The organism is Streptomyces roseolilacinus (assembly GCF_014649335.1).
GTDB classification, from domain to species: domain Bacteria; phylum Actinomycetota; class Actinomycetes; order Streptomycetales; family Streptomycetaceae; genus Streptomyces; species Streptomyces roseolilacinus.
Genome location: NZ_BMSV01000014.1, coordinates 37,596 through 53,395, shown reverse-complemented (window position 1 = coordinate 53,395; position 15,800 = coordinate 37,596). Strand labels below are relative to the sequence as shown.

The window sequence follows — 15,800 nt, the reverse complement described above, 5'->3', positions numbered from 1 at the left end:
CACGAGGTCGAACGGACAGCCGTACAGTGGGACCCGTGCCAAGGATTCGAGCGGCCTCCGTGGCCGAGCACCGGACGATGCAGCGCGCCGCCCTGCTGGACGCGGCGCGCTCCCTGCTGTCCGAGGGCGGCACGGAGGCGCTGACCTTCCCCGCCCTCGCCGAACGCACCGGACTCGCCCGGTCGTCGGTGTACGAGTACTTCCGCTCCCGCGCGGCCGTCGTCGAGGAGCTGTGCGCGGTCGACTTCCCCGTCTGGGCGGCGGAGGTCGAGGCGGCCATGGAGCGGGCGGCCACCCCCGAGGCGAAGGTCGAGGCGTACGTGCGCCGCCAGCTGGAGCTCGTCGGCGACCGCAGGCACCGCGCGGTCGTCGCCATCTCCGCCAGCGAACTCGACGACGGCGCCCGCGAGAAGATCCGCGCCGCGCACGGCGGCCTCGTCACGATCATCGTCGAGGCGCTCGCCGGGCTCGGCCGGCCCGAGCCCCGCCTCACCGCGATGCTCCTCCAGGGCGTCGTCGACGCGGCCGTCCGCCGTATCGAGCTCGGCGCCGCCGAGGACCCCTCCGCCATCGCCGACACGGCCGTCGCCGTCGCCCTGCGCGGCGTCCTCCACTCCTGACGCCGCGTGCCCCTCACCGCAGGGGCAGCAGCCGGGACGGCGGGCGGCGCGGCGGTCGCGGCAGGATCGACAGCGGGTCCAGGTAGGCGTCCCCCCGTCTGAGCCCCCAGTGCAGGCACGCGCCCGCGCAGTGCGACGCCGCGTCGGCGGCGGTCAGGGCGACCACCTGCCCCGCCCGCACCTTCGCCCCGGCCTCCACCACGGCCCGGACCGGCTCGTAGGTGACCCTCGACGGCACCGCGCCCGGCGGCGCCGGCAGCGTCACCACCAGGACGCCCCGCCCCGCCACCGGCCCCGCGAACGTCACCCGCCCGGCGGCCGCCGCCCGCACCCGCGTGCCCGGCGGCGCGGCCAGGTCGACGCCCCGGTGCCCCCGCCCGTACGCCGAGGCGGGCGGCTCCCACCCCCGTACCACCGGCGCCCGCGGCGGCCCCACCGGCCACACCGCGTCCCGCACGGGCGGCCCGCCGCCGGGCGGGGCGTCCCCGCCCGTGCCGGGCGGGGACGTCGGCGGCGGCACGGCGAAGGCGGCCGCCGGAGCGCGCGCCGCCGGCACGGCGGCCGCGCCCGCGACCGCGGCGGCGAGGAGCAGGGACACCAGGGCCGCCGGCAGGGCGGCGCGCGGAGAGCGTCGGTCCATGCACGCACTGTCCCCCCGATCCGCCCGCCCGGGTGGATCACGGCCCCCGCCTGTGGACGACGGCACCGCTTGTGGACAGCGCCGTCACCCGAGGGTGCCCAGGTCCCGTACACTTCTTCTGGCGACCCGGGCCACCGGGTCGACTTCGCACGCCCCGCCACCGCCCTCACCGGCCGTGGTGGCGCTCATCGGTCCATTCGTGGCACAGCGCGCCGGGGCGTCAGGAAACAACCGACACATTCAAGGAGATACGGCCATGGCCGTCGTCACGATGCGGGAGCTGCTGGAGAGCGGCGTCCACTTCGGTCACCAGACCCGTCGCTGGAACCCGAAGATGAAGCGCTTCATCTTCACCGAGCGCAACGGCATCTACATCATCGACCTGCTCCAGTCGCTGTCGTACATCGACCGCGCCTACGAGTTCGTCAAGGAGACCGTCGCGCACGGCGGCTCCATCATGTTCGTCGGCACGAAGAAGCAGGCGCAGGAGGCCATCGCCGAGCAGGCGACCCGCGTCGGCATGCCGTTCGTCAACCAGCGCTGGCTGGGTGGCATGCTCACCAACTTCTCCACCGTCTACAAGCGCCTGCAGCGCCTCAAGGAGCTCGAGGCGATCGACTTCGAGGACGTGGCCGCCTCCGGCCTCACCAAGAAGGAGCTCCTGGTCCTCTCCCGCGAGAAGGCCAAGCTGGAGAAGACCCTCGGTGGCATCCGCGACATGCAGAAGGTGCCCAGCGCCGTCTGGATCGTCGACACCAAGAAGGAGCACATCGCCGTCGGTGAGGCGCGCAAGCTCAACATCCCGGTCGTCGCGATCCTCGACACCAACTGCGACCCCGACGAGGTCGACTACAAGATCCCGGGCAACGACGACGCGATCCGCTCCGTCACCCTGCTCACCCGCGTGATCGCCGACGCCGTCGCCGAGGGCCTCATCGCCCGCTCCGGCGCCGCCACCGGCGACAGCAAGCCGGGCGAGAAGGCCGCCGGCGAGCCGCTCGCCGAGTGGGAGCGCGACCTCCTCGAGGGCGAGAAGAAGGCCGACGAGGCCGAGAAGCCGGCCGAGGCCGCCGCCGAGGCCCCCGCCGCCGAGGCCCCGGCTGACGAGGCCCCCGCCGCGGAGGCCCCGGCCGCCGAGGCCGAGCAGGCCTGACCAGCGGTCCCGACCCCGAGGTCCGGGTCTCCGCGCCCGGTCTGACCGGTCCGGTCGTCGACGGAGGGGGCCACAAGCCCCCTCCGTCACCCCATAGATCCTGGTAGATCTTCCAGACTTCGAGAGAGATTCACAGATCATGGCGAACTACACCGCCGCTGACGTCAAGAAGCTCCGCGAGCTCACCGGCGCCGGCATGATGGACTGCAAGAAGGCGCTGGACGAGTCCGACGGCAACGTCGACAAGGCCGTCGAGGCCCTGCGCATCAAGGGCCAGAAGGGCGTCGCCAAGCGCGAGGGCCGTTCCGCCGAGAACGGTGCCGTCGTCTCCCTGATCGCCGACGACAACACCTCCGGTGTCATCGTCGAGCTGAAGTGCGAGACGGACTTCGTCGCCAAGGGCGAGAAGTTCCAGTCGGTCGCCAACCAGCTCGCCCAGCACGTCGCCGCCACCGGCCCGGCGGACATCGAGGCGCTGCTCTCCTCCGAGATCGAGCCCGGCAAGACCGTCCAGGCGTTCGTCGACGAGGCCAACGCGAACCTCGGCGAGAAGATCGTCCTGGACCGCTTCGCCCAGTTCTCCGGCGGCTACGTCACCGCGTACATGCACCGCACCATGCCGGACCTGCCGCCGCAGATCGGTGTCCTCGTCGAGCTCGACAAGGAGAACGCCGAGGTCGCCAAGGGTGTCGCGCAGCACATCGCCGCGTTCGCCCCGAAGTACCTCTCCAAGGACGACGTCCCGGCCGAGGTCGTCGAGGCCGAGCGCCGCGTCGCCGAGGAGACCACCCGCGCCGAGGGCAAGCCCGAGGCCGCGCTGCCGAAGATCGTCGAGGGCCGCCTCAATGGCTTCTTCAAGGACGCGACGCTGCTCGGCCAGCCGTACGCGCTCGACAACAAGAAGTCCGTTCAGCAGATCCTGGACGAGGCCGGTGTCACCCTGAAGCGCTTCTCGCGCATCAAGGTCGGCATCTGAGTCCGTACACGACGGACACCGGACCCCGATAGGGTCGCAGCAGTCGTCCGCGTCCGCGCCGGACGACCGCAGATCTGACGAGGAGGCCATTGCCGCACAGGGACACCAGTACCCCCGGCAATGGCCTTCTTCGTATGTGCACGAGGAGATCTCCAATGAATCAGGGCGCCGCACAGGGCGACGACAACACCGGTAAGAAAGCGGGCCGCTTCCTTCTGAAGCTGTCCGGCGAGGCGTTCTCCGGCGGCGGCGGCCTCGGCGTCGATCCCGACGTCGTGCACGCCATGGCCCGCGAGATCGCCGCGGTCGTCCGTGACGGCGCGCAGATCGCGATCGTCATCGGCGGCGGCAACTTCTTCCGCGGCGCCGAGCTCCAGCAGCGCGGCATGGACCGGGCCCGCTCCGACTACATGGGCATGCTCGGCACGGTCATGAACTGCCTCGCCCTCCAGGACTTCCTGGAGAAGGAGGGCATCCAGTCCCGCGTCCAGACCGCGATCACCATGGGCCAGGTCGCGGAGCCCTACATCCCGCTGCGCGCCGTGCGCCACCTGGAGAAGGGCCGCGTCGTGATCTTCGGCGCCGGCATGGGCATGCCGTACTTCTCCACCGACACCACCGCCGCCCAGCGCGCCCTGGAGATCGACGCCGAGGCCCTGCTCATGGGCAAGAACGGGGTCGACGGGGTCTACGACTCCGACCCGAAGACCAACCCGGACGCCGTGAAGTTCGACGCCCTGGAGTACGGCGAGGTGATCGCCCGCGACCTCAGGGTCGCCGACGCCACCGCCATCACCCTCTGCCGCGACAACAAGCTGCCGATCGTCGTCTTCGAACTCCTCACCGCGGGCAATATCGCCCGCGCCGTGAAGGGTGAGAAGATCGGCACTCTCGTGAGCGACGAGGGCACCCGGCACTGACCGTCCCCGGGCCCTCGACTCCGTTCGAGCAGGGGACCCCCATCGCCCCAGCCGGGTATGGACAAAGCCCTGCCGGTCGGACACCGTGCAGGAGAAGACGCGACGCAGGTTCCGCGGCCGTGGTGCACGCCGGGACAAACCCAAGACACGCAGGAGCAAGTGGTGATCGAAGAGACCCTCCTCGAAGCCGAGGAGAAGATGGAGAAGGCCGTCCTGGTCGCCAAGGAGGACTTCGCCGCGATCCGCACCGGGCGTGCGCACCCGGCCATGTTCAACAAGATCGTGGCCGACTACTACGGTGCCCTCACGCCGATCAACCAGCTGGCCTCCTTCTCGGTGCCGGAGCCGCGCATGGCCGTGGTGACCCCGTTCGACAAGACCGCGCTGCGCAACATCGAGCAGGCGATCCGCGACTCCGACCTCGGCGTCAACCCGTCCAACGACGGCAACATCATCCGGGTGGTCTTCCCCGAGCTCACCGAGGAGCGCCGCCGGGAGTACATCAAGGTCGCCAAGGGCAAGGGCGAGGACGCCAAGATCTCGATCCGCTCCGTCCGCCGCAAGGCCAAGGAGACCATCGACAAGTTCGTCAAGGACGGCGAAGTCGGTGAGGACGAGGGCCGCCGTGCGGAGAAGGAGCTCGACGACACCACCGCGAAGTACGTCGCGCAGGTGGACGAGCTGCTCAAGCACAAGGAAGCAGAGCTGCTCGAGGTCTGATGAACGACGCTTCCCGGGGGGCCCCGCCGCGAGGCGGACACTGGGGTCCGCCCGACCAGGGGCACGCTCTGGCCGCCGCCCCGGCGGGTCCCGCCCATGATGAGCACGCCGCGCAGCAGACTCGGCCCATGCCCATCGTGCCCGACCTCCCCGCCGGCGGAGACCAGGACGACCATGACCGGGGGGCCGCTCGGCTGAGCGGTCCCCTGTTCCGTGACGAGATGCCGCAGGAGCCCATGCCCTCGGAACCACCGGAGCCCGCCGAGCCGCAGGGTCGTTCGCAGCAGAGGCAGCAGCGGCAGAAGAAGCAGGCGGGACGCGACCTGAGGGCCGCCATAGGGGTCGGGGTCGGCCTCGGCGCGGTGATCATCGCGTCGCTGTTCGTCCAGAAGGCCGTCTTCGTCGGCGTGGTGGTGATCGCCGTCGTCGTCGGCCTGTGGGAGCTGACGTCCCGGCTCCAGGAGCGCAAGGGCATCAGGGCGCCGCTCGTCCCGCTCGCCGTCGGCGGCGCGGCGATGGTCGTCGCCGGGTACGTGCGCGGTGCCGAGGGCGCCTGGGTGGCGATGGCGCTGACCGTGCTCGCGGTGCTCGTGTGGCGGATGACGGAGCCGCCGCAGGACTACCTCAAGGACGTCACGGCCGGCGTGTTCGCCGCCTTCTACGTGCCGTTCCTGGCGACGTTCGTGGCGCTGATGCTGGCCGCGGACGACGGGCCGCAGCGGGTGCTGACGTTCCTGCTGCTGACCATCGTCAGCGACACCGGCGCGTACGCGGTCGGCTGGCGCTTCGGCAGGCACAAGCTGGCGCCGCGGATCAGTCCCGGCAAGACCCGGGAGGGCCTCTTCGGCGCGGTCGCCTTCGCGATGGCCGCCGGTGCGCTGTGCATGGGGTTCCTCGTCGACGGCGGTACGTGGTGGCAGGGCCTCCTCCTGGGCCTCGCGGTCGCGGTCAGCGCCACGCTGGGCGACCTCGGCGAGTCCATGATCAAGCGGGACCTGGGCATCAAGGACATGGGCACGCTGCTGCCCGGCCACGGCGGCATCATGGACCGCCTGGACTCCCTGCTGCCGACGGCGCCGGTCGTGTGGCTGCTCCTGGTGATCTTCGTCGGGGCGGGTTGACCGCCAGCAGGTACTCTGGAAGGGCTCGTGGCATCAGGCCGCGGGCCCTTTCCCCGTTCCCCGCCGACGCGGGGATGATCCGGTGAGGTCTCCCGGCTTCGGCACGACACTGCCGTCGTCCCCGCGCCCGCGGGGCCCGGGCATCGGATCCCCGTCCTCCCGAGGAGTCACCCGCGTGGTACGCCCCGTCCCTGGCGAACTCACTTTCGTCGCGCCCCGCGGAGCCAAGAAGCCGCCGCGGCACCTCGCCGACCTCACGCCCGCCGAGCGCAAGGAGGCCGTCGCCGCGATCGGCGAGAAGCCGTTCCGCGCCAAGCAGCTGTCCCAGCACTACTTCGCGCGGTACGCCCACGACCCCGCGCAGTGGACCGACATCCCCGCCGCGTCCCGCGAGAAGCTCGCCGGTGAGCTCCTGCCGGAGCTGATGAGCGTCGTCCGGCACATCTCGTGCGACGACGACACCACCCGCAAGACCCTGTGGCGGCTGCACGACGGCACGCTCGTGGAGTCGGTGCTCATGCGGTACCCCGACCGCGTGACGATGTGCATCTCGTCGCAGGCGGGCTGCGGGATGAACTGCCCGTTCTGCGCCACCGGCCAGGCCGGCCTCGACCGGAACCTGTCGACCGCCGAGATCGTCCACCAGATCGTCGACGGCATGCGCGCCCTGCGCGACGGAGAGGTGCCCGGCGGCCCCGCGCGGCTGTCGAACATCGTCTTCATGGGCATGGGCGAGCCGCTCGCCAACTACAACCGGGTCGTCGGCGCCATCCGCCGCCTCACCGACCCCGAGCCGGACGGCCTGGGCCTGTCGCAGCGCGGCATCACGGTCTCGACGGTCGGCCTGGTCCCGGCGATGCTGCGCTTCGCCGACGAGGGCTTCAAGTGCCGCCTCGCCGTGTCCCTGCACGCCCCGGACGACGAGCTGCGCGACACGCTGGTCCCGGTCAACACGCGCTGGAAGGTCCGCGAGGTCCTCGACGCGGCGTGGGAGTACGCCGAGAAGTCCGGGCGCCGCGTCTCCATCGAGTACGCGCTGATCCGCGACATCAACGACCAGGCGTGGCGCGGCGACCTCCTCGGACGGCTCCTCAAGGGCAAGCGGGTCCACGTCAACCTGATCCCGCTCAACCCCACGCCGGGCTCGAAGTGGACCGCCTCCCGTCCCGAGGACGAGAAGGCGTTCGTCGAGGCCATCGCCGCGCACGGTGTCCCGGTCACCGTCCGCGACACCCGCGGCCAGGAGATCGACGGGGCCTGCGGCCAGCTCGCGGCCTCCGAGCGCTGACCGAAAACCGCCCCGTTGTAGTCTGAGCTCGAACATCCGGATATTCCGACAGGGGAGCGCCACAGCGCTGAGAGTGCGGTGACCGTCAGACCGCAGACCCTCTGAACCTCGCCCAGGTCATTCTGGGTAGGGAGTTCGGTCTTTACTCGAGCTGTTGCGCCCTGCCCGCCGCGCCCGCGGCGGGCAGGGCCGCGTCTCTTCCTGGTCACCCCCAGGAGGAATCAGTGAGCACCACCAAGAAGATCACCGCGGGGGCGGCCGCCGTCGCGGTGGGCGCCCTGACGCTCACCGCCTGCGGCGGTTCCGGCGGCACGGACGACGGCGCGCGGTCCAAGACCGTCACGCTCGTCAGCCACGACTCCTTCGCCGCCTCCGACGCCGTGCTGAAGGCGTTCACCGAGGAGACCGGCTACACGGTCAAGGTCCTCAAGAGCGGCGACGCCGTCGAGGCGGTCAACAAGGCCGTCCTCACCAAGGGCGCGCCGCAGGGCGACGTCTTCTTCGGCGTCGACAACACCACCCTCTCCCGCGCCCTCGACAACGGCCTCTTCGAGCCGTACGCGGCGAAGGGCCTCGACCGGGTCGGCGAAGCCTTCCGGCTCGACGGGGACCGGCACCGCGTCACCCCCGTCGACTACGGCGACATCTGCGTCAACTACGACAAGAAGTACTTCGCCGACAGGAAGCTCGCCCCGCCGCGCACCTTCGACGACCTCGCCGAGCCCGCCTACAAGGACCTCCTCGTCGTGGAGAACCCCGAGCGCTCGTCCCCCGGTCTCGGCTTCCTGCTCGGCACGGCCGCCGCGTACGGCGACGGGGGCGCCTCCCGCCCGGGCGGGGGAGGCTGGCAGGGCTACTGGAAGAAGCTGAAGGACAACGGCGTCAAGGTCGTCGACAGCTGGGAGATCGCCTACAACCAGGAGTTCTCCGGTTCCGCCGGCGGCAGGAAGGCCAAGGCGGACCGGCCGCTCGTCGTCTCGTACGCCTCCAGCCCGCCCGTCGAGGTCCTGTACGGCGACCCGCGGCCCGCCGAGGCGCCCACCGGCGTCGCCGAGGGCACCTGCTACCGGCAGATCGAGTTCGCCGGCCTCCTCGAGGGCGCCGCCAACGAGGAGGGCGGCAAGGCCCTCCTCGACTTCCTGGTCGGCAAGAGGTTCCAGGAGGACATGCCGCTGAACATGTTCGTGCACCCGGTCTCCGAGGACGCCCGGCTGCCCGAGCTGTTCACCCGGCACGGCGTCGTGATCGACAAGCCGCTGACCATGGCCCCCGAGAAGATCGCCGCGAACCGCGACCAGTGGATCCAGTCGTGGTCCTCGCTCGTCCTGAAGTAGACGACCGCCCGGCGCGGGACGCCACGGCACGTGCCCCCCGCGGGGCACGTGCCCGGGACGGCGCGGTGCGCGGGGCGCTCGTCCTGCTGCCCGCCGCGTTCTTCGCCGTCTTCTTCGCCTACCCCGTCGCCACGATCGTCGGCCGCGGCCTGAGGACGGACGCCGGCTGGCGGCCCGGCCGGCTCGGCGAGGTGCTGGCCCGCCCGGAGGTCCTCGACGTCCTGTGGTTCACCACCTGGCAGGCGCTCGCCTCCACGGCGCTCACCCTCCTCGTGGCGCTCCCCGGCGCGTACGTCTTCGCCCGCTTCGACTTCCCCGGCAAGCAGGCGCTGCGGGCGGTGGTCACCGTGCCGTTCGTGCTGCCGACCGTGGTCGTGGGCACCGCGTTCCTGGCGCTCCTCGGGCGCGGCGGGCTCCTCGACGGGCTGTGGGGCGTCCGCCTCGACACCACGGTCTGGGCGATCCTCCTCGCGCACGTCTTCTTCAACTACGCCGTCGTCGTCCGCACGGTCGGCGGGCTGTGGGCGCAGCTCGACCCCCGGCAGGAGGAGGCCGCCCGGGTCCTCGGCGCGTCCCGCCTCACCGCCTGGCGCCGGGTGACGCTGCCCGCGCTCGGGCCGGCGGTGGCCGCCGCCGCGCTGATGGTGTTCCTCTTCACGTACACCTCCTTCGGCGTCGTCGTGATCCTCGGCGGGCCCGCGTACCGCACGCTGGAGGCGGAGATCTACCGGCAGACCGCGCAGCTCCTGGACCTGCCGACGGCCGCCGTCCTCACCCTCGTCCAGTTCGCCGCCGCCGCCGCGGTCCTCGCCGTGCACGCCCGAACCGTACGGCGCCGGGAGACCGCGCTGCGCCTCGTCGACCCGGCGGGCACCGCGCACCGGCCGCGCGGCGCCGGGCAGTGGGCGCTGCTCGGCGGGGTCCTCGCCTCGATCGCGCTGCTGCTGGTGCTGCCGCTCGGCGTGCTCGTCGCCCGGTCCCTGGACGCGTCCGGCGGTCTCGGCTTCTACCGGGCGCTGCGGTCGGCGGAGGCGAGCGGCGGCACGTTCGTCGTCCCGCCGCTGGAGGCCGTCCGGAACTCCCTGGAGTTCGCGTTCGCCGCGACCGCGATCGCCGTCACCGTCGGCGGGCTCGCGGCGGCGGCCCTCACCCGGCGGGCCGGCCGGCTGGTGCGGGGGTTCGACGCGCTGCTGATGCTGCCGCTCGGCGTGTCCGCCGTCACCGTGGGCTTCGGCTTCCTCGTCGCGCTGGACGAGCCGCCGCTGGACCTGCGCTCGTCGTGGATCCTGGTGCCGCTCGCCCAGGCCCTGGTCGGTGTGCCCTTCGTGGTGCGGACGATGCTGCCCGTCCTGCGCGCGGTCGACGTGCGGCTGCGGGAGGCGGCGGCGGTGCTCGGGGCGTCGCCGCTGCGGGCGTGGCGGGAGGTGGACCTGCCGATGGTGCGGCGGGCGCTGTTCGTCGCGGCCGGGTTCGCCTTCGCCGTGTCGCTCGGCGAGTTCGGCGCGACCGTGTTCATCGCCCGCGCCGACCACCCGACGCTGCCGGTGGCGGTGGCGCGGCTGCTCGGCCGGCCCGGCGAGCTCAACTACGGCCAGGCGATGGCCCTGTCCACGATCCTGATGGCGGTGTGCGCGGTCGCGCTCCTGCTGCTCGAACGCGTCCGCACGGACCGCAAGGGGGAGTTCTGACGATGCTGCTTCGGCTGGAGGGCGTGACCGTGCGCTTCGGCACCCGCACGGCCCTCGACGCGGTGGACCTGACGGTCGGCGAGCACGAGACCGTCTGTGTCCTCGGGCCGAGCGGCAGCGGCAAGTCGACCCTGCTGCGGGTCGTCGCCGGGCTCCTGCGGGCCGACGCGGGCCGGGTGCTCCTGGCCGGCGCCGACCAGGCCCGGGTGCCCGTGCACCGGCGCGGGGTGGGCCTGATGTTCCAGGACCACCAGCTGTTCCCGCAGCGGGACGTCGCCGGGAACGTCGCGTTCGGGCTGCGGATGCGCGGTGTGCCCCGCGCCGAGCGGGCCGCGCGGGTGGCCGACCTGCTGGACCTCGTCGGCCTGCCGGGCGCCGAGCGCCGGTCCGTCGCCGCCCTGTCCGGCGGTGAGCAGCAGCGCGTCGCCCTCGCCCGGGCGCTCGCCCCCAACCCGCGGCTGCTGATGCTGGACGAGCCGCTCGGCCAGCTCGACCGGGGGCTGCGCGAGCGGCTCGTCACCGAACTGCGCGGCCTGTTCCACCGGCTCGGCACGACCGTGCTGGCCGTCACGCACGACCAGGCCGAGGCGTTCGCCCTCGCCGACCGGGTCGTCGTCATGGACGAGGGCAGGATCGCGCAGGCGGGCACGCCGCTGGAGGTGTGGCAGCGGCCCGCGTCCGAGTTCGTCGCGCGGTTCCTCGGCTTCGACAACGTGGTCGCCGCGACGGTGAGCGGCGACGCCGCCGACACGGTGTGGGGCAGGCTCCCGGTGCCGCCCGGCACCCCGCCGGGCGCCGCCCGGCTGCTGGTGCGGCCCGCCGGCGTACGGCTCGGGGCCCCCGCCGACGGGCTGCGGTGCACGGTCGAGGGGCGCACGTTCCGCGGCCACCACGTGGCGGTCCTGCTGCGGCCCGCCGACACCGACGCCCCCGTGCTGGAGGCGGAGTGCGCGCTGCGGGACGCCCCGGAGGAGGGCGCGGTGGTCGGCGCCGCGTTCGTCCCGGACGAGGTCGTGGTCCTCGGCTGAGGGTCAGCACCGCGCGCACGGGCGGCGCGTCCGCGCTCGGTACGCCCCCGTCGCGCGCCCCAGTGCCACCCCGTACACCGAGAAGCCCCCGTACGCGACGGCCACCACCCACGGGGCGTGGTCCCCGAGCCCCACGTCGACCAGCCCGGCCCACACCAGCGCCCCCACCACCGCCAGGAACACCCCGAACGGGGCGAGCGCCGCGGCCCCCGCCCACCCGAGCGCCAGCAGCGCCGCCCGCACCGGTCCCGCGCCCCACGGCCGGGTGAGCGCCAGCGCCAGCCCCATCCCGACGACGGCCAGCACGGCGGTCGCGTCCACCCCGTGCGCGTACAGCCGGATCGCCAGGTCGCTCGCGTAGCGCGGGTCCAGTCCGGGGCGGCCCTCGCCGACGTACCCGGCCGTCCAGCCCAGCGCCCAGGCCGTCTTCATCACCGCGTACGGCACGAGGGCGGCCGCCGCGACCAGCCCCGCCCGCGTGGACCGGGCGCCCGCGGCCGCGCGGGCGCCCCCGCAGTGCGGGCACACGCCCCGCCCGCGCCGCCGGTACGCCAGCCCCGCGCCCAGCCACAGCGCGGCGCCCGCCACGGCGACGCCCTGGTTCGCCCACGCGGCCCAGTCCATCGGCGGCTGGTCGCGGCTGAGGAACGCCAGCACCCGCGTCAGGCTCAGCAGGAAGCCGAACCCGGACGTCAGGCACAGCGCCACCACCCCCCACGCCGCCCACCCGGGCCACACCCGCCCCGGCCACCGCCGCATCCCGTACGCCAGCGCCGCGGCGCCCCCGTACAGCGCGGCCGACGCCCACTGCGCCGCCGCGCCCCGGGCGGTTCCGCCGAGCGGGGCGTACCCGAACGCCGGGCCGGTCGCCGCGGCCAGCGCCGCGCCCGCCGCGTACAGCGCGCTCCACACGAGGGCGGCGCTCCCCGCCCAGGACGGCCACGCCGCCCACCATCGCTTCGGTCCCATGCCCACCAGGCTCCCGGCGCGGACCCGCACGGGCGTCGCCCCGCGGGAGGGTCCCGCTCCGCCTCGCGGCGGAGTGACCGCGCCCCGGGGAGCGACCGCGTCCCGGGGAGCGACCGCGTCCCGGGAGCGGCCGCGTGCGGCCGGGGTCCGGCCCGGTGGCCCGGGGCCCGGCGGACTACAGCCCCGAGAGGCGGAGCAGCTCCCGCGCGGCCTCCTCCACCGTGTCGACCAGGGCGATGCGGGCGGCCATCGGGCGGCCCTCCGCCAGGGCCCGCAGCAGCGGCCAGGCCGGCAGGTGCTCCGTCCAGTGGGTGCGGTTGACCAGCACCATCGGGGTCGGCTCGCCGCGCGACTCGTAGTAGTTCGGCGTGGCGTTGTCGAAGATCTCCTGGACGGTGCCGGCCGCGCCCGGCAGGTAGACCACCCCGGCCGTGCAGCGGGCCAGCAGGCCGTCCTCGCGGGTGGCGTTGGCGAAGTACTTCGCGATGTGCCCGGCGAACGCGTTCGGCGGCTCGTGGCCGTAGAACCAGGTCGGGATGCCGATCGAGTCCCCGCCCTCCGGCCAGCGGTCGCGCACGTCGAACGCGGCGCGCGCCCAGTCGCCGATCGACGGGGCGTACGAGGGTTCCTTGCCGAGCAGCAGCAGCGCCTCGTCGAGCATGCCGTCGGGGTGCGGCGCCGCGTACGCGCCGAGGTTGGCCGCCTCCATCGCGCCGGGCCCGCCGCCGGTGGCCACGGTCAGCCCGGCGCGGGCCAGGCTCCGGCCCAGGCGGGCGGCGCCCGCGTACGCGTCGGTGCCGCGCGCCATGGCGTGGCCGCCCATGACGCCGACGACCGGGACGCTGGCGAGCCGCTCGTCGAGCGCGTCGGAGATCGCGTCGTCGTGCACCGCGCGCAGCATCGACGCGAAGACGTCGCCGTCCCGCATGGTCCGCTGGAACCACGCGTACGTCCGGGCGTCCGGCGTCGCCGCGTACCCGTCCCGGTCGAGGCCGTCGAACAACTCGCCGGGCGTGTAGAGGAGTCCGCGGTACGGGTCGAACGGCACGCCGGGGACGGGCGGGAAGACCAGTGCCCCGTCGGCGCGGACCTTGGCCGCCGCGTCGGGCGCCATGCGGCAGCCGAGGAACACGGCGGCGGTCGCGTCGGCGGCCAGCAGCGCCGCCGTCCGGTCCGTCAGGTCCAGGGACTGCACGCGCCGTCCGACGAGGCTGCCGCCCGCGGCGGCCCGGTCGAACGCGTCGAGCGTCTCGATCTCGTTGTCGTGTCCGTGTCCGTGCGGCTGGAGGATGGCCATGCGGCCACCCTAGCCGGGGTGTTCGAACCCACCGGACCCGCCGGTGTCAGGGGCGGAGCGGAAGCGCCGTCAGCGCGGCCACGAGCCAGGTCAGCGGGGCGAACCCGGCCACCAGGACCGCCGCGCGCAGCAGCGCGGCCGAGCGGAGCAGGCCCGTCGGGGCGCCGAGCCGGAGCAGGGCGCCGGCCGCGGCGGCCCGGTGCTGCCGGACCTCCACGGCGGCGGTGAACAGGGCGGTCGCCGCGCACACCAGGACGAGGAGCGCGCCGAGGCCGGACAGCGGGCCGAAGGGCCGGGTGTCGGCCTGCGCGTACAGGGTGTTCGCCGTGAGCCCCGCGGAGACGGCCGCGCACAGCACGCCGAGGGGCCGGCCGACGCGGCGGGACTCCTCCATCAGGGCGCGGCCGGCGAGGAGCCGTGTCGCGCCCGGCCGGTACGCCTGGAGGAGCCGTCCGCACAGGTGGGTGAAACCGGGGCCGGTCACGGTGAGGCCCAGGGCGGTGAGGGCCCAGCCGGCCAGGACGGGGGCGGGGCTGCCGGGCACGCCGCCCGGCAGCGGCACCGCGCCGTCCGTGCCGCGCGCCCCGTACAGCTCCAGCGCCAGGCCCGCCGCCATGAGGGCGACGCCCCAGGGCAGGCCGGCCGGCGCGACCGCCGGGTCGAACGGGTCGCGGGCGGCGGGGGACCCGGTGCCGGCGTCCGCCGGGGCGGTGGTCCGCCGCCTGCCGGCGCGCGCCCGGCCGGGGCGCAGGGCCAGCGCGACGACGACGGACGTGACGAGGGGGACGAGCGCGAGCAGCGTCAGCGCGGCCGGCACCGGCAGGGGCCGCCCGCCGCCCAGCAGGTCGGCGGCGGCCCCGCCGAACGGCAGGTCGGACAGGTCGCCGCGCAGGTGCAGGCAGGCGAGGAACGCGAGCGCCGAACCGAGCGTGCAGGCGAGGGCGGTCGACGCGGCCGCGATGGCGGTCAGCCGGACCGGGCCGAGCCCGACGGAGGAGAGGCCGGGCCGGGGCCGGGTGCTCGGGTCGGTGCGGGCCACGGCGACCGCCAGGTACGCGACGGCGGCGAGCGGCAGGGCGCACCAGGCGAGCCGGAGCACGGAGGCGGAGGGCCGGTCGGGGTGCGCCACGGCGTGCCCGAGGGCGCACAGCAGCAGGAAGCCCGTCCCCGCCGACGCCGCGACGACCAGCAGCCGCCGCAGCAGGAGGAAGGGGTGGGCGCCGCGGGCTAGACGGAGAGCGAGCACGTGTCGCGCCCCTCCACGCCGGGGGTGTCCGGGGAGTTGACGCGCCGCCCGTCGAACAGGGCGACGGTGCGGTCGGCGAGGGCGGCGACGTCCGCGTCGTGGGTGGCGAGGACGACCGTGATGCGGTGCGAGCGCGCCGCGGCGGTGAGGGTGCGCAGGACCTGCGCGCCCTCCGCGCTGTGCAGGGCGGCGGTGGGCTCGTCGGCGAAGAGGACGGCGGGCTCGGCGGCGAGCGCGCGGGCGACGGCGACGCGCTGGCGCTGCGACTGGAGCAGGGCGCGCGGCCGCCGCTTGGCGCAGGCGCCGACGTCGAGCCGCTCCAGCCATTCGAGGGCGGCGGTCTTGGCGGCCCGGCGGGGGGTGCCGCGCAGCAGCAGGGGCAGCGCGGTGTTCTCCCAGGCGGTGAGCTCGGGGACGAGGGCGGGCTCCGGGCCGATCCAGGCGAACCGGTCGAGGCGGAGCCGTTCCCGCCGGGACGGGCTCATGGTGTGGACGGGCGCGCCGTCGAACCAGACCTCGCCCTCCTGGGGGACGGTCTGCCCGGCCAGGCAGTGCAGCAGGGTCGTTTTTCCGCAGCCGCGCGGGCCGTGGACGGCGAGGATCTCGCCCTCGTGGACGCCGAGCGAGACGCCGCTGAGCGCGGGGGAGCCGTCGTGCGTGTGGTGCAGGGAACGCGCCCACAGCACGTCGTTGTCGGGCGGGGCCGCCATGTCTCTCATCCCCTCGGGTCAGCTCGGAGCCTTCGTGTCCCCCCGAACCGGTCGGAACATAACACGTGGCTCGCCGGACCCCCCACGGGA

General features: G+C 74.2%; 15 protein-coding genes. 10 read left to right on the top strand and 5 right to left on the bottom strand.

Features of this window, described 5'->3' with window-relative positions; translation table 11 throughout:
- Positions 1-59 precede the first annotated feature (59 nt).
- Entirely contained in the window at positions 60-620 is a 561-nt protein-coding gene (locus tag IE106_RS27290) for a TetR/AcrR family transcriptional regulator (RefSeq protein WP_189537957.1), read from the top strand.
- Between the two features lie 13 nt (positions 621-633).
- Here IE106_RS27290 and IE106_RS27285 read toward each other — a convergent pair whose 3' ends face one another.
- Positions 634-1,260: a murein hydrolase activator EnvC family protein gene (locus IE106_RS27285; RefSeq protein ID WP_189537905.1), complete on the bottom strand. Its 627-nt coding sequence runs from the start codon at positions 1,258-1,260 to the stop codon at positions 634-636.
- 256 nt (positions 1,261-1,516) lie between these two features.
- Between IE106_RS27285 and rpsB the strand changes: the two genes are divergently transcribed.
- The 9 genes from rpsB to IE106_RS27240 all read left to right on the top strand — a co-directional run bounded on the left by rpsB (position 1,517) and on the right by IE106_RS27240 (position 11,488).
- Positions 1,517-2,413 carry a 30S ribosomal protein S2 gene (gene rpsB / locus IE106_RS27280; protein ID WP_189537904.1) on the top strand — a complete coding sequence of 299 codons (897 nt, stop codon included), beginning with the start codon at positions 1,517-1,519 and terminating at the stop codon, positions 2,411-2,413.
- 139 nt (positions 2,414-2,552) lie between these two features.
- Entirely contained in the window at positions 2,553-3,389 is an 837-nt protein-coding gene (gene tsf / locus IE106_RS27275) for a translation elongation factor Ts (protein ID WP_189537903.1), read from the top strand.
- A 155-nt stretch (positions 3,390-3,544) separates the two neighbouring features.
- Positions 3,545-4,309, top strand: coding sequence for a UMP kinase (gene pyrH / locus IE106_RS27270; protein WP_189537902.1), 765 nt, complete (start codon positions 3,545-3,547; stop codon positions 4,307-4,309).
- A gap of 162 nt (positions 4,310-4,471) precedes the next feature.
- Positions 4,472-5,029 (top strand): ribosome recycling factor, encoded by a 558-nt coding sequence (gene frr, locus IE106_RS27265; RefSeq protein ID WP_189537901.1) that lies wholly within the window; start codon positions 4,472-4,474, stop codon positions 5,027-5,029.
- Positions 5,029-6,150, top strand: a complete 1,122-nt coding sequence (locus IE106_RS27260; RefSeq protein WP_189537900.1) for a phosphatidate cytidylyltransferase — start codon at positions 5,029-5,031, stop codon at positions 6,148-6,150. The genes frr and IE106_RS27260 overlap by 1 nt, the downstream gene beginning before the upstream one ends.
- A gap of 175 nt (positions 6,151-6,325) precedes the next feature.
- Positions 6,326-7,438 carry a dual-specificity RNA methyltransferase RlmN gene (gene rlmN, locus IE106_RS27255; RefSeq protein WP_189537899.1) on the top strand — a complete coding sequence of 371 codons (1,113 nt, stop codon included), beginning with the start codon at positions 6,326-6,328 and terminating at the stop codon, positions 7,436-7,438.
- A 224-nt stretch (positions 7,439-7,662) separates the two neighbouring features.
- Entirely contained in the window at positions 7,663-8,772 is a 1,110-nt protein-coding gene (locus IE106_RS27250; RefSeq protein WP_189537898.1) for a thiamine ABC transporter substrate-binding protein, read from the top strand.
- A gap of 65 nt (positions 8,773-8,837) precedes the next feature.
- A complete protein-coding gene (locus IE106_RS27245) occupies positions 8,838-10,460 on the top strand; it encodes an ABC transporter permease (RefSeq protein ID WP_189537897.1) in 1,623 nt (540 codons plus the stop codon).
- Positions 10,461-10,462: 2 nt separating this feature from the next.
- Complete coding sequence (locus IE106_RS27240) at positions 10,463-11,488, top strand: ABC transporter ATP-binding protein (protein ID WP_189537896.1); 1,026 nt, start codon at positions 10,463-10,465, stop codon at positions 11,486-11,488.
- A gap of 3 nt (positions 11,489-11,491) precedes the next feature.
- Here the strand turns inward: IE106_RS27240 and IE106_RS27235 are convergent, their stop codons facing one another.
- From IE106_RS27235 to IE106_RS27220, 4 genes are all read right to left on the bottom strand, one after another.
- On the bottom strand, positions 11,492-12,457 hold the full coding sequence (locus IE106_RS27235) for a hypothetical protein (protein WP_189537895.1): 966 nt from the start codon (positions 12,455-12,457) through the stop codon (positions 11,492-11,494).
- A 175-nt stretch (positions 12,458-12,632) separates the two neighbouring features.
- On the bottom strand, positions 12,633-13,754 hold the full coding sequence (locus tag IE106_RS27230; protein WP_189537894.1) for an LOG family protein: 1,122 nt from the start codon (positions 13,752-13,754) through the stop codon (positions 12,633-12,635).
- Between the two features lie 46 nt (positions 13,755-13,800).
- Positions 13,801-15,000, bottom strand: coding sequence for a hypothetical protein (locus IE106_RS27225; protein ID WP_189537893.1), 1,200 nt, complete (start codon positions 14,998-15,000; stop codon positions 13,801-13,803).
- Complete coding sequence (locus IE106_RS27220) at positions 14,982-15,710, bottom strand: ABC transporter ATP-binding protein (protein ID WP_189537892.1); 729 nt, start codon at positions 15,708-15,710, stop codon at positions 14,982-14,984. The genes IE106_RS27225 and IE106_RS27220 overlap by 19 nt, the downstream gene beginning before the upstream one ends.
- Between the last annotated feature and the right edge of the window lie 90 nt (positions 15,711-15,800).